The sequence below is a fragment of the Salmonella enterica subsp. diarizonae genome, from assembly GCF_008692785.1.
In the GTDB taxonomy this organism is placed as follows: Bacteria; Pseudomonadota; Gammaproteobacteria; order Enterobacterales; family Enterobacteriaceae; genus Salmonella; species Salmonella diarizonae.
Window position 1 is genome coordinate 32,813 of the sequence record NZ_VXJV01000004.1, and the last position, 14,698, is coordinate 47,510.

The 14,698-nt window shown below is 52.5% G+C and carries 12 protein-coding genes; 6 read left to right on the forward strand and 6 right to left on the reverse strand.

Annotation, left to right across the window (positions count from 1 at the left end):
* Nucleotides 1-84: 84 nt before the first annotated feature.
* Together tsf and rpsB are read right to left on the reverse strand one after the other, a co-directional pair.
* Nucleotides 85-936, reverse strand: coding sequence for a translation elongation factor Ts (tsf, locus tag F4V72_RS09290; RefSeq protein WP_000808102.1), 852 nt, complete (start codon nt 934-936; stop codon nt 85-87).
* 255 nt (nt 937-1,191) lie between these two features.
* Nucleotides 1,192-1,917: a 30S ribosomal protein S2 gene (rpsB, locus tag F4V72_RS09295; RefSeq protein WP_000246886.1), complete on the reverse strand. Its 726-nt coding sequence runs from the start codon at nt 1,915-1,917 to the stop codon at nt 1,192-1,194.
* A gap of 323 nt (nt 1,918-2,240) precedes the next feature.
* Here rpsB and map point away from each other — a divergent pair, with 323 nt between their 5' ends.
* The 3 genes from map (at nt 2,241) to dapD (ending at nt 6,665) form a co-directional block, all read left to right on the forward strand.
* Nucleotides 2,241-3,035, forward strand: coding sequence for a type I methionyl aminopeptidase (gene map, locus F4V72_RS09300; RefSeq protein WP_002946964.1), 795 nt, complete (start codon nt 2,241-2,243; stop codon nt 3,033-3,035).
* 103 nt (nt 3,036-3,138) lie between these two features.
* Entirely contained in the window at nt 3,139-5,811 is a 2,673-nt protein-coding gene (gene glnD / locus F4V72_RS09305) for a bifunctional uridylyltransferase/uridylyl-removing protein GlnD (RefSeq protein ID WP_053529454.1), read from the forward strand.
* A gap of 29 nt (nt 5,812-5,840) precedes the next feature.
* A complete protein-coding gene (dapD, locus tag F4V72_RS09310; RefSeq protein ID WP_053508754.1) occupies nt 5,841-6,665 on the forward strand; it encodes a 2,3,4,5-tetrahydropyridine-2,6-dicarboxylate N-succinyltransferase in 825 nt (274 codons plus the stop codon).
* Nucleotides 6,666-6,700: 35 nt separating this feature from the next.
* On the opposite strand, the gene F4V72_RS09315 is transcribed toward dapD, so the two are convergent.
* A complete protein-coding gene (locus F4V72_RS09315; protein ID WP_070803105.1) occupies nt 6,701-8,002 on the reverse strand; it encodes an MFS transporter in 1,302 nt (433 codons plus the stop codon).
* A gap of 246 nt (nt 8,003-8,248) precedes the next feature.
* On the opposite strand from F4V72_RS09315, the gene F4V72_RS09320 reads away from it, so the two are divergent.
* Nucleotides 8,249-8,635, forward strand: coding sequence for a DUF3461 family protein (locus F4V72_RS09320; RefSeq protein WP_070804329.1), 387 nt, complete (start codon nt 8,249-8,251; stop codon nt 8,633-8,635).
* A gap of 88 nt (nt 8,636-8,723) precedes the next feature.
* On the opposite strand, the gene cdaR is transcribed toward F4V72_RS09320, so the two are convergent.
* The 3 genes from cdaR to dgt form a co-directional block, all read right to left on the reverse strand.
* Nucleotides 8,724-9,881 (reverse strand): DNA-binding transcriptional regulator CdaR, encoded by a 1,158-nt coding sequence (gene cdaR, locus F4V72_RS09325; RefSeq protein ID WP_063390132.1) that lies wholly within the window; start codon nt 9,879-9,881, stop codon nt 8,724-8,726.
* 151 nt (nt 9,882-10,032) lie between these two features.
* Nucleotides 10,033-11,460, reverse strand: coding sequence for a serine endoprotease DegP (degP, locus tag F4V72_RS09330; protein WP_053508759.1), 1,428 nt, complete (start codon nt 11,458-11,460; stop codon nt 10,033-10,035).
* Nucleotides 11,461-11,589: 129 nt separating this feature from the next.
* The gene (dgt, locus tag F4V72_RS09335) at nt 11,590-13,107 is read right to left on the reverse strand and encodes a dGTPase (protein ID WP_053529456.1); all 1,518 of its coding nucleotides are present in this window, start codon (nt 13,105-13,107) and stop codon (nt 11,590-11,592) included.
* Nucleotides 13,108-13,191: 84 nt separating this feature from the next.
* Between dgt and mtnN the strand changes: the two genes are divergently transcribed.
* Complete coding sequence (gene mtnN, locus F4V72_RS09340; protein ID WP_000689829.1) at nt 13,192-13,890, forward strand: 5'-methylthioadenosine/S-adenosylhomocysteine nucleosidase; 699 nt, start codon at nt 13,192-13,194, stop codon at nt 13,888-13,890.
* Nucleotides 13,883-14,683, forward strand: coding sequence for a vitamin B12 ABC transporter substrate-binding protein BtuF (gene btuF / locus F4V72_RS09345; RefSeq protein ID WP_053508762.1), 801 nt, complete (start codon nt 13,883-13,885; stop codon nt 14,681-14,683). Before mtnN ends, btuF begins: the two co-directional genes overlap by 8 nt.
* The last annotated feature ends 15 nt before the right edge of the window (nt 14,684-14,698 follow it).

Below are 14,698 nucleotides of genomic sequence, written 5' to 3' on the forward strand. Positions count from 1 at the left end.
CATTTCAGCGCAAACGCCAGGCGTCGGCTGATTTTACAAGAGAGGCGCAAAAAGAAGCCGCCCTCAGGCGGCTCCTCAGGAAAATCAGGACTGCTTAGACATCGCAGCAACTTCCGCTGCAAAGTCAGTCTCGACTTTCTCAATGCCTTCGCCCACTTCAAAGCGGATGAAGCCAGTCACGTCAGCGTTGTGCTCTTTCAGCAGTTGGCCAACAGATTTGCTCGGTTCCATGACGAAAGGCTGACCAGTCAGAGAAACTTCGCCGGTGAATTTCTTCATGCGGCCTTCAACCATTTTCTCTGCGATTTCTTTCGGCTTGCCAGACTGCATCGCGATGTCCAGTTGTACCTGGTACTCTTTCTCTACCACGTCAGCAGACACGTCTTCCGGCTTAACGAATTCCGGCTTGCTTGCAGCAACGTGCATCGCCAACTGTTTAACCAGCTCTTCGTCAGCGCCTTTAGCGGCAACCAGAACGCCGATACGCGCACCGTGCTGATAAGAACCCAGAACGTCGCCTTCCAGGGAAGCTACGCGACGAATGTTGATGTTCTCGCCGATTTTCGCAACCAACGCGACACGCTCTTCTTCGAACTGCGCTTTCAGGACTTCTACGTCAGTGATTTTGCCAGCAACAGCGGCGTCCAGCACTTTGTCAGCGAATGCCTGGAAGCCAGCATCTTTAGCCACGAAGTCAGTCTGGCAGTTAACCTCCAGAATGAAAGCGATGTTGCCGTCGATTTTGGTTTTGATTACGCCGTCAGCAGCCACGTTGCCTGCTTTTTTCGCCGCTTTGATAGCGCCGGACTTACGCATGTTTTCGATTGCCAGCTCAATGTCGCCATTCGCTTCAGTCAGTGCTTTTTTGCAATCCATCATGCCTGCGCCGGTACGCTCACGCAGCTCTTTTACCAGGGATGCGGTAATTTCAGCCATTCTAAAATCCTCGAAAGATTTGATCTGCCCGGCATCAAACCGCACAGATATAAAAGTGAAAAAGGGGCCTAAAGGGCCCCTAACCAAACGTGATACTACCTGGTTTATAAGGGGGCGCTCCCCTTCATATTTCGAGCCGCAGGTGCGTTGCCTTCACTCGCTCATCCCGGTCACTTACTGATGTAAGCTCCCGGGAATTCTCGAGCTTGCCGCCTTCCTGCAACTCGAACTATTTTAGGGAGTTATCAAGCCTTATTATTCAGCTTCTACGAAGCTTTCTTCCGCCTGGGAAGCCAGATCCTGAGAACGGCCTTCACGAACGGTTGCAGCGACAGCGCCCAGGTACAGGCTAACAGCACGGATTGCGTCATCGTTACCCGGGATAACGAAGTCAACGCCGTCCGGATCAGAGTTGGTATCAACGATAGCAAATACCGGAATACCCAGGTTGTTTGCTTCTTTGATAGCAATGTGCTCATGGTCAGCATCGATAACGAACAGAGCGTCCGGCAGACCGCCCATATCTTTGATACCACCCAGGCTGTTTTCCAGTTTCTCAAGCTCACGAGTACGCATCAGCGCTTCTTTCTTGGTCAGCTTTTCGAAAGTACCGTCCTGAGACTGAGTTTCCAGGTCTTTCAGACGTTTGATGGACTGACGAACGGTTTTCCAGTTAGTCAGCATACCGCCCAGCCAGCGATGGTTCACGAAGAACTGGTCGCAGCTGTTAGCAGCTTCTTTCACCGCTTCGCTTGCAGCGCGTTTGGTACCAACGAAAAGGATTTTACCTTTACGAGCAGAGATCTTGTTCAGTTCAGCCAGAGCTTCGTTGAACATCGGTACGGTTTTCTCAAGGTTGATGATGTGAACTTTGTTACGCGCGCCGAAGATGAACGGTTTCATTTTCGGGTTCCAGTAACGGGTCTGGTGACCAAAGTGAACACCAGCCTTGAGCATGTCGCGCATGGAAACAGTTGCCATGATTTAAAACCTCTATAGATTAAGTTGGGGTTATGCCTCCACGTATCCCATATTACCGACCCCAAAGGGCACCCCGGAATATGTGCCGATACGTGTGTGTTGTTACACAAAGTGAGATTTGTCGCTCCCGCCCATCTTGTGTATCAGGGAATGAAACGGAAGTCCGGCGCGCTTTATACCACAAATACGCCTTCGACACCAATAATTGTTGGCACTCCATGCTGTAACTGATTCTCAATCTGGTAGTGGATGCTTCAGACTGTTAACATTGACAGCACATACACAATTATTGTCGAAATCATCGACCCTGATGGACAGAATTCATGGCTATCTCAATCAAGACCCCTGAAGAAATCGAAAAGATGCGCGTCGCGGGCCGTCTGGCAGCCGAAGTGCTGGAAATGATCGAACCGTATATCAAACCGGGCGTCACCACCGGCGAACTGGACCGTATCTGTAACGATTACATCGTTAACGAACAACACGCGATCTCCGCCTGCCTCGGCTACCACGGCTATCCGAAATCCGTCTGTATCTCTATTAATGAAGTGGTGTGCCACGGCATTCCGGATGACGCTAAGCATCTGAAAGATGGTGATATCGTCAACATTGATGTGACGGTTATCAAAGATGAATACCACGGCGACACCTCTAAAATGTTTATCGTCGGCAAACCGACCATTCTGGGCGAGCGTCTGTGCCGCGTCACACAAGAGAGCCTGTATCTGGGCATCAAAATGGTGAAACCGGGTATCCGCCTGCGCACCATTGGCGCCGCCATCCAGAAATATGCCGAAGGCGAAGGTTTCTCCGTGGTACGTGAATACTGCGGACACGGTATTGGTCGCGGCTTCCATGAAGAACCGCAGGTGCTGCATTATGATGCGGACGATGGCGGCGTCGTGTTGCAGCCTGGCATGACCTTTACCATTGAACCGATGCTGAACGCAGGGGACTACCGTATCCGCACCATGAAAGACGGCTGGACGGTGAAAACCAAAGACCGCAGCTTGTCTGCTCAGTACGAGCATACTATTGTGGTAACGGAAAACGGCTGTGAAATTCTGACGCTGCGTAAAGATGACACCATCCCGGCGGTCATTACGCACGACGCATAACTTTTTTGCCTGATGGCGCTGCGCTTATCAGGCCTACATCAAATGCACACCGTAGGCCGGATAAGGCGTTCGCTATCATCCGGCTTTTTAATGGGTGGCGCATATGAATACTCTTCCTGAACAGTACGCGAATACCGCACTCCCCACCCTTCCCGACCAGCCGCAAAACCCTGGCGTCTGGCCGCGCGCTGAACTGACCGTCGCCGGTATCAAAGCCCGTATCGACATCTTTCAACACTGGCTGGGCGAGGCATTTGACAGCGGCATTTGTGCAGAACAGCTTATTGAAGCCCGTACCGAATTTATCGACCAGTTGTTACAACGCCTGTGGATTGAGGCTGGTTTCGGTCAGATTGCCGATCTGGCGCTGGTCGCCGTCGGCGGCTATGGACGCGGCGAACTGCATCCGCTTTCCGATATTGATCTGCTCATTTTAAGCCGCAAAAAGCTGCCCGATGAACAGGCGCAAAAAGTTGGCGAACTGCTGACCTTATTATGGGACGTCAAGCTGGATGTCGGTCATAGCGTACGTACGCTGGAAGAATGCCTGCTGGAAGGTCTGTCTGATTTAACCGTTGCGACAAACCTCATCGAAACGCGCCTGCTGATCGGTGATGTCGCTCTGTTTCTGGCGCTGCAAAAACATATTTTCAGCGAAGGCTTTTGGCCATCCGACAAATTTTACGCCGCCAAAGTAGAAGAGCAGAACCAACGCCACCAGCGCTATCACGGCACCAGCTATAATCTGGAGCCGGATATTAAAAGCAGCCCCGGCGGTCTGCGCGATATCCACACGTTGCAGTGGGTCGCCCGACGTCACTTCGGCGCTACCTCGCTCGATGAGATGGTGGGCTTCGGCTTTTTAACCCCGGCTGAGCGCGCGGAACTCAACGAGTGCCTGCATATCCTGTGGCGCATTCGTTTTGCGCTACATCTGGTGGTCAGCCGCTACGATAACCGCCTGCTATTCGACCGCCAGTTGAGCGTCGCTCAACGCCTTAACTACAGCGGCGAAGGCAACGATCCGGTTGAGCGGATGATGAAAGACTACTTCCGGGTCACGCGCCGGGTGAGCGAACTCAATCAGATGCTGCTTCAGCTATTTGACGAGGCGATTCTGGCGCTGCCTGCGGATGAAAAACCACGTCCTATCGACGATGAGTTTCAACTGCGCGGCACGCTCATTGATCTGCGTGACGACACACTGTTTATCCGCGAACCGGAAGCGATCCTGCGGATGTTTTATATGATGGTGCGCAATAGCGCGATCACCGGCATCTACTCTACGACATTACGCCATTTGCGCCACGCCCGCCGCCATCTGAGCCAACCTCTCTGTTACATCCCGGAGGCGCGCACGCTGTTTCTCAGTATGCTGCGCCATCCCGGCGCGGTCAGCCGCGGCCTGCTACCTATGCATCGCCACAGCGTACTGTGGGCTTATATGCCGCAGTGGTCGCACATCGTCGGACAAATGCAGTTTGACCTGTTCCACGCATACACGGTGGATGAACACACCATCCGCGTAATGCTCAAGCTGGAGAGTTTTGCGAAGGAAGAGACGCGCCAGCGCCACCCGCTATGCGTCGATCTCTGGCCGCGGCTTCCCCATCCGGAACTCATTCTGATCGCAGCGCTATTCCACGATATTGCGAAAGGACGCGGCGGCGACCATTCGGTACTGGGCGCGCAGGATGTACTCACCTTCGCCGAACTACATGGCCTGAACTCGCGCGAAACGCAACTGGTCGCCTGGCTGGTGCGCCAGCACCTGCTGATGTCGGTCACCGCCCAACGCCGCGACATCCAGGACCCGGAAGTCATCAAGCAGTTTGCCGAAGAGGTACAAACCGAAACACGGTTGCGCTTTCTGGTCTGCCTGACCGTCGCGGACATATGCGCGACCAACGAAACCTTGTGGAATAGCTGGAAACAGAGCCTGCTGCGCGAGCTGTACTTCGCCACTGAAAAACAGCTCAGGCGCGGAATGCAAAATACGCCGGATATGCGTGAGCGCGTGCGTCACCATCAGCTTCAGGCGCTGGCGCTGCTGCGAATGGACAATATTGATGAAGCCGCGCTGCACAAAATCTGGACCCGCTGTCGCGCTAACTATTTTGTTCGTCATAGTCCAAATCAGCTCGCCTGGCACGCACGCCATTTATTGCAGCACGATCTGCACCAACCGTTAGTGTTACTCAGTCCGCAGGCCACGCGCGGCGGAACCGAAATTTTTATCTGGAGTCCGGACAGACCCTATCTGTTTGCCGCCGTCTGCGCCGAACTGGACAGGCGTAATTTAAGCGTCCATGACGCGCAGATCTTTACCACTCGCGACGGCATGGCAATGGATACGTTTATCGTTCTGGAACCAGACGGCAGCCCGCTAGCGGCGGATCGCCATGAAGTTATTCGCACCGGTCTTGAACAGACCATTACGCAGCGTAGCTGGCAGCCGCCGCAGCCGCGTCGGCAACCGGCAAAGTTACGGCACTTTACGGTCGAAACGGAAGTCAATTTTCTGCCCACCCATACCGACAGAAAATCATTCATGGAATTGATCGCGCTCGATCAACCCGGCCTGTTGGCCAGGGTCGGACAAATTTTTGCCGATCTGGGAATTTCGCTTCATGGCGCCCGAATTACAACCATTGGTGAACGAGTAGAAGATTTATTCATAATCGCCACAGCGGATCGGCGCGCACTTAATAATGTGCTGCAACTTGAGGTGCAACAACGGTTGACAGCGGCCCTCAATCCAAACGATAAAGGGTAGTGTGTTTATTTATATGAAAGAGTTTAACAATGCAGCAGTTACAGAACATTATTGAGACCGCTTTTGAGCGCCGCGCCGATATTACGCCGGCTAATGTAGATACCGTGACCCGGGAGGCGGTAAACCAGGTCATTTCTCTACTCGATTCCGGCGCGTTGCGTGTCGCAGAAAAAATCGACGGTCAGTGGGTCACTCACCAGTGGCTGAAGAAAGCGGTTCTGCTCTCTTTTCGTATTAACGATAACCAGGTTATCGACGGTGCGGAAAGCCGCTACTTCGATAAAGTCCCGATGAAATTCGCTGATTACGACGAAGCGCGTTTTCAGAAAGAAGGTTTCCGCGTCGTTCCGCCAGCGGCCGTTCGTCAGGGCGCATTTATCGCCCGCAACACCGTGCTGATGCCGTCTTACGTTAACATCGGCGCCTACGTTGACGAAGGCACTATGGTTGACACCTGGGCGACCGTGGGTTCCTGCGCGCAGATCGGTAAAAACGTTCACCTCTCCGGCGGCGTGGGTATCGGCGGCGTACTGGAGCCGTTGCAGGCTAACCCGACAATCATTGAAGACAACTGCTTTATTGGCGCGCGTTCTGAAGTCGTGGAAGGCGTAATTGTCGAAGAAGGTTCCGTCATTTCTATGGGCGTATACCTCGGCCAGAGCACCAAAATCTACGATCGCGAAACCGGTGAAGTTCACTATGGTCGCGTACCGGCGGGTTCCGTGGTCGTTTCCGGCAACCTGCCATCAAAAGACGGTAAATACAGTCTGTACTGCGCGGTGATCGTGAAAAAAGTCGACGCCAAAACGCGTGGTAAAGTGGGCATTAACGAATTATTGCGCACTATTGATTAAGCGAGTGAAAAGCGGGGGCGACAGCCCCCTTTGCATTATGGCGAATGCGGCAAAACGGTTTCCGGCGCAATCTTTGCCGCAAACGCCGAAGCCAACGCAGTCAAAACGACATAACCGGCAACCAAAGTCCAACTGTTATCATAGACTGCACTTAACGCTTTAGCGATAAACGGTGTGAATCCCCCTGCCACAACCGCCCCCAACTGAGCGCCAATTGATGAACCGCTATAGCGTACAGGCGGATGAAACAGTCCGGCGAAAAAAGAAGGTTGCACGGCATTCAGTGAATTATGACCAATGTTAATAAGCAGAACGTAGCCCACTATCATCAGTATTAGCGAACGGCTTTCCAGCAGCCAGAAAAAGGGAAAAGCCATTGCCGCTACAAAAAGCGCGCCAAAAATGTACACCTGACGGCAGCTACGCCGATCCGACACGATGCCAAATAGCATGTGCATGGGATACGCCAGCAGACAGGTGAACATTACAATGTACAGAATAGTCAGGCTGGCAATCCCAAGCTGCGTCGTCGCCCAGGAAACCGCGAAGACGGTGGCAAGAAAAAAGGGAACGCTTTCAGCAAAACGTAGAATCATAATCAGCAAAATGCTGCGCCATTGTTCTCGTACTACTTTGACCACCGGCCTTTCTTCTCTTTGCTGCATATGATTAATAGCTTGCTGCTTTTTAAACGCACGGAAGACAGGTGTCTCATCCAGACGATGACGCATATATAATCCCGGCAACACCAAAAGCGCACTGAGCAGAAAAGGAATACGCCATCCCCACGATAACAGCTCCTCCTCCGGTAATTGGGTCACGAATATAAATACGCCAGTCGCCAATAATTGTCCTGTGAGTCCCCCTGTTTGCGATAGCGCGCTTAACCGCCCCCGGTGCTTTCCAACAGCATATTCCACGACCATTAACATGGCGCCGCCCCATTCGCCTCCAACCAGAAATCCCTGCAGAAAACGCAGAATAACCAGTAAAGCAGGCGCCAGCGCGCCAATACTGGCGTAAGAAGGCAGGCAACCGATGAGAAACGTTACCGCGCCCATCCCCCCTAACGTGATTAATAACGTGTTTTTACGCCCAAGCGTATCTCCCCTGTTGCCAAAAAATAGCGCGCCCAACGGCCGGGAAATAAATCCCACGCCGAAACTGGCAAAAGAAGATAACGTTACAGTAAATGGGCTGGCGCCAGGGAAAAAAAGCGGGCCAAATACCAGCGCGCTTGCCAGGCCGTATAATAGAAAATCATAATATTCAATGGAGTTTCCTATCCAGGCGGAAATCACCACCCGGCGAATAGTGGTATTATACGTTCCAGACATAGACTCTGCCTTTCAGGGTTATCGACTGCTGCCTCCGGTCAATTTCCCACACCGACCTCAAACGCTTTCTCTATAAACTGAATATCGCGTTGAATTACTTAGGCTATCAATAACCGCCGCCCTTTTACTCATTACGTTGCCGAGAAGTCTTCTGCGATCAACCGCGCTTTTTTTGTATCCATTGGTGGCGAAAAACCAACTTTTCGTTAATTATTCAAAAGTTATAGTGTGATGAAGGATACCGCTATGTATGACAATCTAAAAAGTCTGGGCATTACCAATCCTGAGGACATCGATCGTTACAGCCTGCGGCAAGAAGCCAACAACGATATCCTGAAAATCTATTTTCAAAAGGATAGAGGTGAATTCTTTGCTAAAAGCGTGAAGTTTAAGTACCCACGCCAGCGAAAAACGGTGGTGGCCGATGGCATCGGTCAGGGTTATAAAGAAGTACAGGAGATTAGCCCTAACCTACGCTATGTGATTGACGAACTGGACCAAATCTGCCAGCGCGACCGCTCAGAACTCGATCTCAAACGTAAGATCCTCGACGACTTGCGCCATCTGGAAAGCGTCGTCGCGAATAAGATCAGTGAAATCGAAGCCGATCTGGACAAGCTTACCCGTAAGTAAGCTGTGTGTTGCCGGATGGCGACGTGTTACGCCTTATCCGGCCTACAGCTATATCTCCGTAGGCCTGGTAAGCGAAGCGCCGCCGGGCTTAACGCTGTTCATCCAGTTGTAGCGCCACATACAGCAACAGCCGATCGTCAAAATTGCCCAAATCCAGCCCGGTCAGTTCCGAAATGCGATTCAGCCGATATTCCAGTGTATTACGGTGAATAAACAGCGCCTTAGAAGTTGCCAGCGGCTGGACATTATGGCGAAACCACGCCGTCAGCGTCCGACGTAATAACCCGTTGTTATCCATCGCTTTGAGTTTTACCAGCGGGCGCGCCAGCTCATTGGCCTGCCAGCCGCCACGCAGGCCATCTAACAGGACCGGCAGCATCAAATCCTGATAAAAATAGCTGCGACTCTCTGGCATCCGCTGTTTGCCAACCATCATCGTGGTACGCGCCGTGCGATATGAACGTGCAATACTGCCCGGCCCGGTAAAGTAATTGCCCAGCGCCACGCGAAAACGTAGCTGACCGTTTTCTTTCATTCGCGAGATAAGCTGCTCTACACGCTTACGATGATCTTCGGCATCCCAGCGACCAAACGGGTTTAATGCAGGCTTTAGTACCACCATCTCGGAGAGAGAAACAATGGCTATCAGGTTGTTACGTTCCGGCGTGGTGAGCGCATTCTGTAACTGCTGAAGCTCCGCCATTGCGCTGTCGACACCAAGCTGGCCGCTGTCGACTTCGACTACCGCCGCTACACGCGGCTGGTTCAAATCGATCCCCAAACGTTGCGCCCATTCCACCAGCGCTGGCGTATTTTCTTCGGCCTGAATCAGGTTCATCACCAACTCTTCGCGCAGACGGCTATCCTGCGCCAGAAGGTGCATTAACCGCGACTGCTCCAGCATCATTTCGGCGGTCATACACACCAGTTCACCATATTTACGCAGATGTTCTGGTTCGCCAGTGAGGCCGATCACGCCGACAATTTCGCCCTCAAGGCATAAGGGTAGATTTATCCCCTGACGTACCCCGTGCAGGTGTCGCGCCACGGCATCGTCGATATCCACAACCCGGCCTTGTGACAGCACTAATAGCGCGCCTTCGTGCAATTCACCAATACGCTCCCGATCGCCGCTGCCGATAATGCGCCCACGGGCATCCATTACGTTGATATTGGTATCAATGATGCGCATAGTGCGCGCCACGATATCCTGCGCCATTTTGGTATCAAGACGCCAGCCAGCCATAAAACCCTCCAGTGAGCAGAGCATAAGCATAAGGAAGATGGCAGACCTCGACATTGTGCAAATGCACAAAGCAGAGCAAAGAAGTATGGAGTTGTGGGGGGCTTCACAGAAAAAAGTTGCCCCCTTCCGTGGTGGAAGGGGGATAAGGTGATTACTGCATCAACAGATAAATAGAGCTATCGCCACGCTGAATATTCAGCGCCAGAACCGACGGCTTGCTGTCGAGAATCTTACGCAGCTCGGCGATATTTTTCACTGGCTGCTGGTTAGCGCCGATAATCACATCGCCTTTTTTGAGGCCAATTTGCGCGGCTGGTGAGTTCGCTTTCACGCTGCTGACCACAACGCCTTTATCCTGGCCTTTATTGCTCATTTCAGCGCCTTCAATCCCGCTGAAGATGGTGCTGGAATCAACCTGACTCTGGCTGCTCTGCTGCAGTTCCAGATTGACCGTAATAGCTTTACCTTCACGCAGCAGACCGAGGCTGATTTTGCTGCCGACCGGCATAGTGCCGACCTGCGCGCGCAGCGCCGCAAAGCTGCTGATCGGTTTACCGTTCAGGGAGGTAATGACATCCCCGGCTTTAATACCTGCTTTCGCCGCGGACGAATTCGGCATCACCTGGCTGACGAACGCGCCACGCTGGGCGTCGACTTTCATCGCTTTCGCCAGTTCGGAATTCAGCTCAGTCCCCATGATTCCCAGTTCGCCGCGTTTAACCTGGCCATATTCCACCATCTGCGACGTCAGGTTTTTCACCATGTTGCTGGGGATAGCGAAGCCGATACCAATGTTGCCGCCGTCTGGCGCCAGAATCGCGGTGTTAATACCGATCAGCTCGCCGTTCAGGTTCACCAGCGCGCCGCCGGAGTTACCGCGGTTAATCGCGGCGTCGGTCTGAATAAAGTTTTCATAGTTTTCAACGTTCAGGCCGCTACGCCCCAGCGCCGAAACGATACCTGACGTCACCGTTTCGCCCAGACCAAACGGGTTACCAATAGCCACGGTATAATCCCCCACGCGCAGCGCGTCGGAGTCCGCCAGCTTAATCGCCGTCAGGTTTTTCGGATTCTGAATTTGAATCAGCGCAATATCAGAACGCGGATCTTTGCCCACCACTTTGGCATCGAATTTACGCCCATCGCTAAGCTGTACTTTAATCACGTTGGCGTTATCAACAACGTGGTTGTTGGTGACGACGTAACCCTTCGCGGCGTCAATAATTACGCCGGAACCCAGCGCCATGAATTTCTGTTGTTGGCCGCCATTGCCGCCGTTACCGCCGCCCTGGCAGAACGGGGAATTCTGGAACGGAGAACCGTCCTGGCAGAACGGGGAGTCATCGCCAAAGAACTGCTGGAAATTACGCGGCATACGCGGCGTATTCACCGTGGTGCTGCCTTCTACATTAATACTGACCACCGATGGCATCACTTTTTCGAGCATCGGCGCCAGGCTTGGCATCTGCTGGGCGGTCATTGCTGAAGACGACGTTTCAGCCGCCGTGGCAGACAGAGGCGACAATGCCAAACCTAAACTCAGAGCCAGTGCACTCATTGCTAATGTGGTTTTTTTCATGTGTTTCAATCTCGATTAACAGGTAACGCAAAATTGCTGTGTACGTCAGATTCATTTTATAACGCGAAGTTCCGGAATAAAGTTTCTGGAAAAAGTAAAAATTTATTGTCCATCTTTACAAAAGTCCATTTACTGTTCGACCGCCATCAATCGCCGATATTCATCCCATGCGTAAAGGTCAGTCATACCGCTGATATAATCCTGAATCAACCGACAACGATAATAATATTCCAGCACCGGATACTCCGCCGAATCCGTGGGTAATTTACTGACGACTTCCACGTAGGCCAAACGATGGCGCGTAGAGAGTTTCTGAAATAAACGCGATTCTATGGGCAAGCGTTTCAACCGATCTTGTTCCACCAGCTCGCGAAAGTCGTTAAGCGACAGACTTAATAGTGGCTGATAGATATCTAATAACCCACTGATTACCCGGTATCCCTGTAACTCAAGCTGTTCTACGTCCGGATGGCTAAACACATGTTCAACCGCCACGTTCTTATATAATTCAAGTAGACGACTAAAACCGCTGGCATCTTCCAGCAACGCCTGATTGAAGGTACCGGCAAAAATCTGCGGTAAATTATCAATAAAACGCTGAGCGGCATATGGCACCAGTTTATTTAATGTATTTACCCGTAAATACATAAAAAACTGATCTTCGGTACTGCGGCTTAATGTATTGGCGCGTGATTTTTCCCACGCATTTCCTACCACCAGCTCAAACAGCGAATCCTTCTCATGGTGGCCCCACGCGTGATATAAATGGTGATAAAGCTGCTCAACGCTAAAGATTCTTTTCTCTACCGCGTCTTCAAGATCGGCGACACAATAAGAGATATCATCTGCGGCTTCCATAATCCACGTTAATGGAAAGCGACTGTAAGGCGCTAACTGAAGTTCTTTACGTAACCTCGCAATATACTTCTCTTCAGAAAGATAATAGCCCGGTTTCTTCATTAAATAGCGATGGGAGTCCGGCACCGACCCTCGCCACCATGCCGGACGGGTATATTTTAAAATTCCGCCAACCTGCGCCCAGGTAAGATTCATCCGCATGAGCGTATGCACCAGACGAATTCCCTGTGCATTGCCTTCAAAATGGCAGATATCCTGACGTACTTTGCGGCGAATATCGTTCAGATTTTCTTCGCCTTCCTGTAACCGTAGCGAGGAAACCACACAGCGATCATGCGTGAGCGGCTGACTTTCCGCATCTTCCGGATGCAGTCGCTGACGAAACCAGTCATTGATCGCCGCCTCGCCAAAATGACCGAACGGCGGATTACCGATGTCGTGCATCAGGCAGGCCATTTCCACAATACTTTCAAAGGGACCGGTCAGCGCGTCCAGACCGTACTCCTCCAGCCGGTTTTGCTCTTTCAGGCGGCTTAAAATCTCTTTCGCGATATAACGCCCCACCTGCTGCACCTCCATCGAATGCGTCAGGCGAGTACGCACTGCGGCATTGCGCTCCAGCGGGAAAACCTGCGTTTTTTGCTGCAAACGGCGTATAGCCGGAGAGTTGATAATCCGCCCGCGATCGCTTTCAAAAATCCGCAGGATCTCATGTTCCGTCTTTACGCCCTGCGGTGAACGATAACGACGATGCCAGTTAATTTTATTTCGGAAATCGATCGATGCCATATCCTCTCCCCGCCTGAGAAATGCGCTTCCCCATAAGCGCATGATAAACTATGCCCCCAAAACTGACTTATCGCGAGTAAATCTATGAAAATCGGCATCATTGGCGCAATGGAAGAAGAAGTTACGCTGCTGCGTGACAAAATTGATAACCGTCAGACGCTGACGCTGGGCGGCTGCGAAATTTACACCGGCCAGTTGAACGGCACCGAAGTGGCGTTACTGAAATCCGGTATCGGTAAGGTCGCGGCGGCGCTGGGCGCAACGTTGCTTCTGGAGCACTGCAAGCCGGATGTGATCATCAATACCGGTTCCGCAGGCGGTCTGGCGTCCACGCTGAAGGTCGGCGATATCGTCGTCTCTGACGAAGCGCGTTACCACGACGCTGATGTGACCGCTTTCGGCTATGAATACGGGCAATTACCGGGCTGTCCGGCCGGATTTAAGGCCGATGACAAACTGATCGCCGCCGCGGAATCCTGCATCAGGGAGCTGAATCTGAACGCGGTACGCGGTCTTATTGTTAGCGGTGACGCGTTTATTAACGGTTCCGTCGGGCTGGCGAAAATCCGGCATAACTTCCCCGAAGCGGTCGCTGTAGAGATGGAAGCCACCGCTATCGCACACGTCTGCTATAACTTCAACGTGCCGTTCGTGGTGGTACGCGCTATCTCTGACGTGGCCGATCAGCAATCGCACCTCAGCTTTGACGAATTCCTCGCGGTGGCGGCGAAACAGTCGACTCTGATGGTCGAAACTCTGGTACAGAAACTGGCGCATGGCTAAGCAAATGTTCAGGGCGCTGGTCGCCCTGCTGCTTACGCTCCCGGTGTGGCTTTACGCCGCGCCGCGCGTAATTACCCTCTCTCCCGCCAATACGGAGCTCGCTTTTGCCGCCGGGATTACGCCCGTTGGCGTCAGCAGCTATTCCGACTACCCGCCCGAAGCGCAAAAAATAGAACAGGTCTCTACCTGGCAGGGAATGAATCTGGAGCGCATTGTGGCGCTGAAGCCGGATCTGGTCGTCGCCTGGCGCGGCGGTAATGCGGAACGTCAGGTAAACCAACTGACTTCGTTAGGTATTAAGGTAATGTGGGTGGACGCGATAACCATCGAACAGATCGCCGACACGCTCCGTCAACTGGCCGACTGGAGCCCGCAGCCGGAAAAGGCTCAGCAGGCAGCGCAGACGTTGCTAAAGGAGTACGCCGCGCTCAAAACCGAGTATGCCAGTAAAGCTAAAAAACGCGTCTTTCTTCAGTTTGGCATGAATCCTTTGTTTACCAGCGGTAAAGGGTCTATCCAACATCAGGTTTTGACGACCTGCGGCGGAGAAAACGTCTTCGCTGACAGCCGCGTGCCGTGGCCGCAAGTCAGCCGTGAGCAGGTGCTGGCAAGGCATCCCCAGGCCATTATCGTGGCCGGAAAAGCGGGCGAAATTCTCAAAATTGAACAATACTGGGGAAACCTGCTAAAAATTCCGGTTATTCCGCTTAACAGCGACTGGTTTGAACGCGCAAGCCCGCGTATTATCCTCGCCGCAAAACAACTCTGTAATGCGCTTTCACAGGTGAATTAGAGCCTGTCTCACCAG

Coding starts and splice junctions, on each gene's coding strand:
- tsf (WP_000808102.1), bottom strand. CDS start 936: ATGGCTGAAATTACCGCATCCCTGGTAAAAGAGCTGCGTGAGCGTACC.
- rpsB (WP_000246886.1), bottom strand. CDS start 1,917: ATGGCAACTGTTTCCATGCGCGACATGCTCAAGGCTGGTGTTCACTTT.
- map (WP_002946964.1), top strand. CDS start 2,241: ATGGCTATCTCAATCAAGACCCCTGAAGAAATCGAAAAGATGCGCGTC.
- glnD (WP_053529454.1), top strand. CDS start 3,139: ATGAATACTCTTCCTGAACAGTACGCGAATACCGCACTCCCCACCCTT.
- dapD (WP_053508754.1), top strand. CDS start 5,841: ATGCAGCAGTTACAGAACATTATTGAGACCGCTTTTGAGCGCCGCGCC.
- F4V72_RS09315 (WP_070803105.1), bottom strand. CDS start 8,002: ATGTCTGGAACGTATAATACCACTATTCGCCGGGTGGTGATTTCCGCC.
- F4V72_RS09320 (WP_070804329.1), top strand. CDS start 8,249: ATGTATGACAATCTAAAAAGTCTGGGCATTACCAATCCTGAGGACATC.
- cdaR (WP_063390132.1), bottom strand. CDS start 9,881: ATGGCTGGCTGGCGTCTTGATACCAAAATGGCGCAGGATATCGTGGCG.
- degP (WP_053508759.1), bottom strand. CDS start 11,460: ATGAAAAAAACCACATTAGCAATGAGTGCACTGGCTCTGAGTTTAGGT.
- dgt (WP_053529456.1), bottom strand. CDS start 13,107: ATGGCATCGATCGATTTCCGAAATAAAATTAACTGGCATCGTCGTTAT.
- mtnN (WP_000689829.1), top strand. CDS start 13,192: ATGAAAATCGGCATCATTGGCGCAATGGAAGAAGAAGTTACGCTGCTG.
- btuF (WP_053508762.1), top strand. CDS start 13,883: ATGGCTAAGCAAATGTTCAGGGCGCTGGTCGCCCTGCTGCTTACGCTC.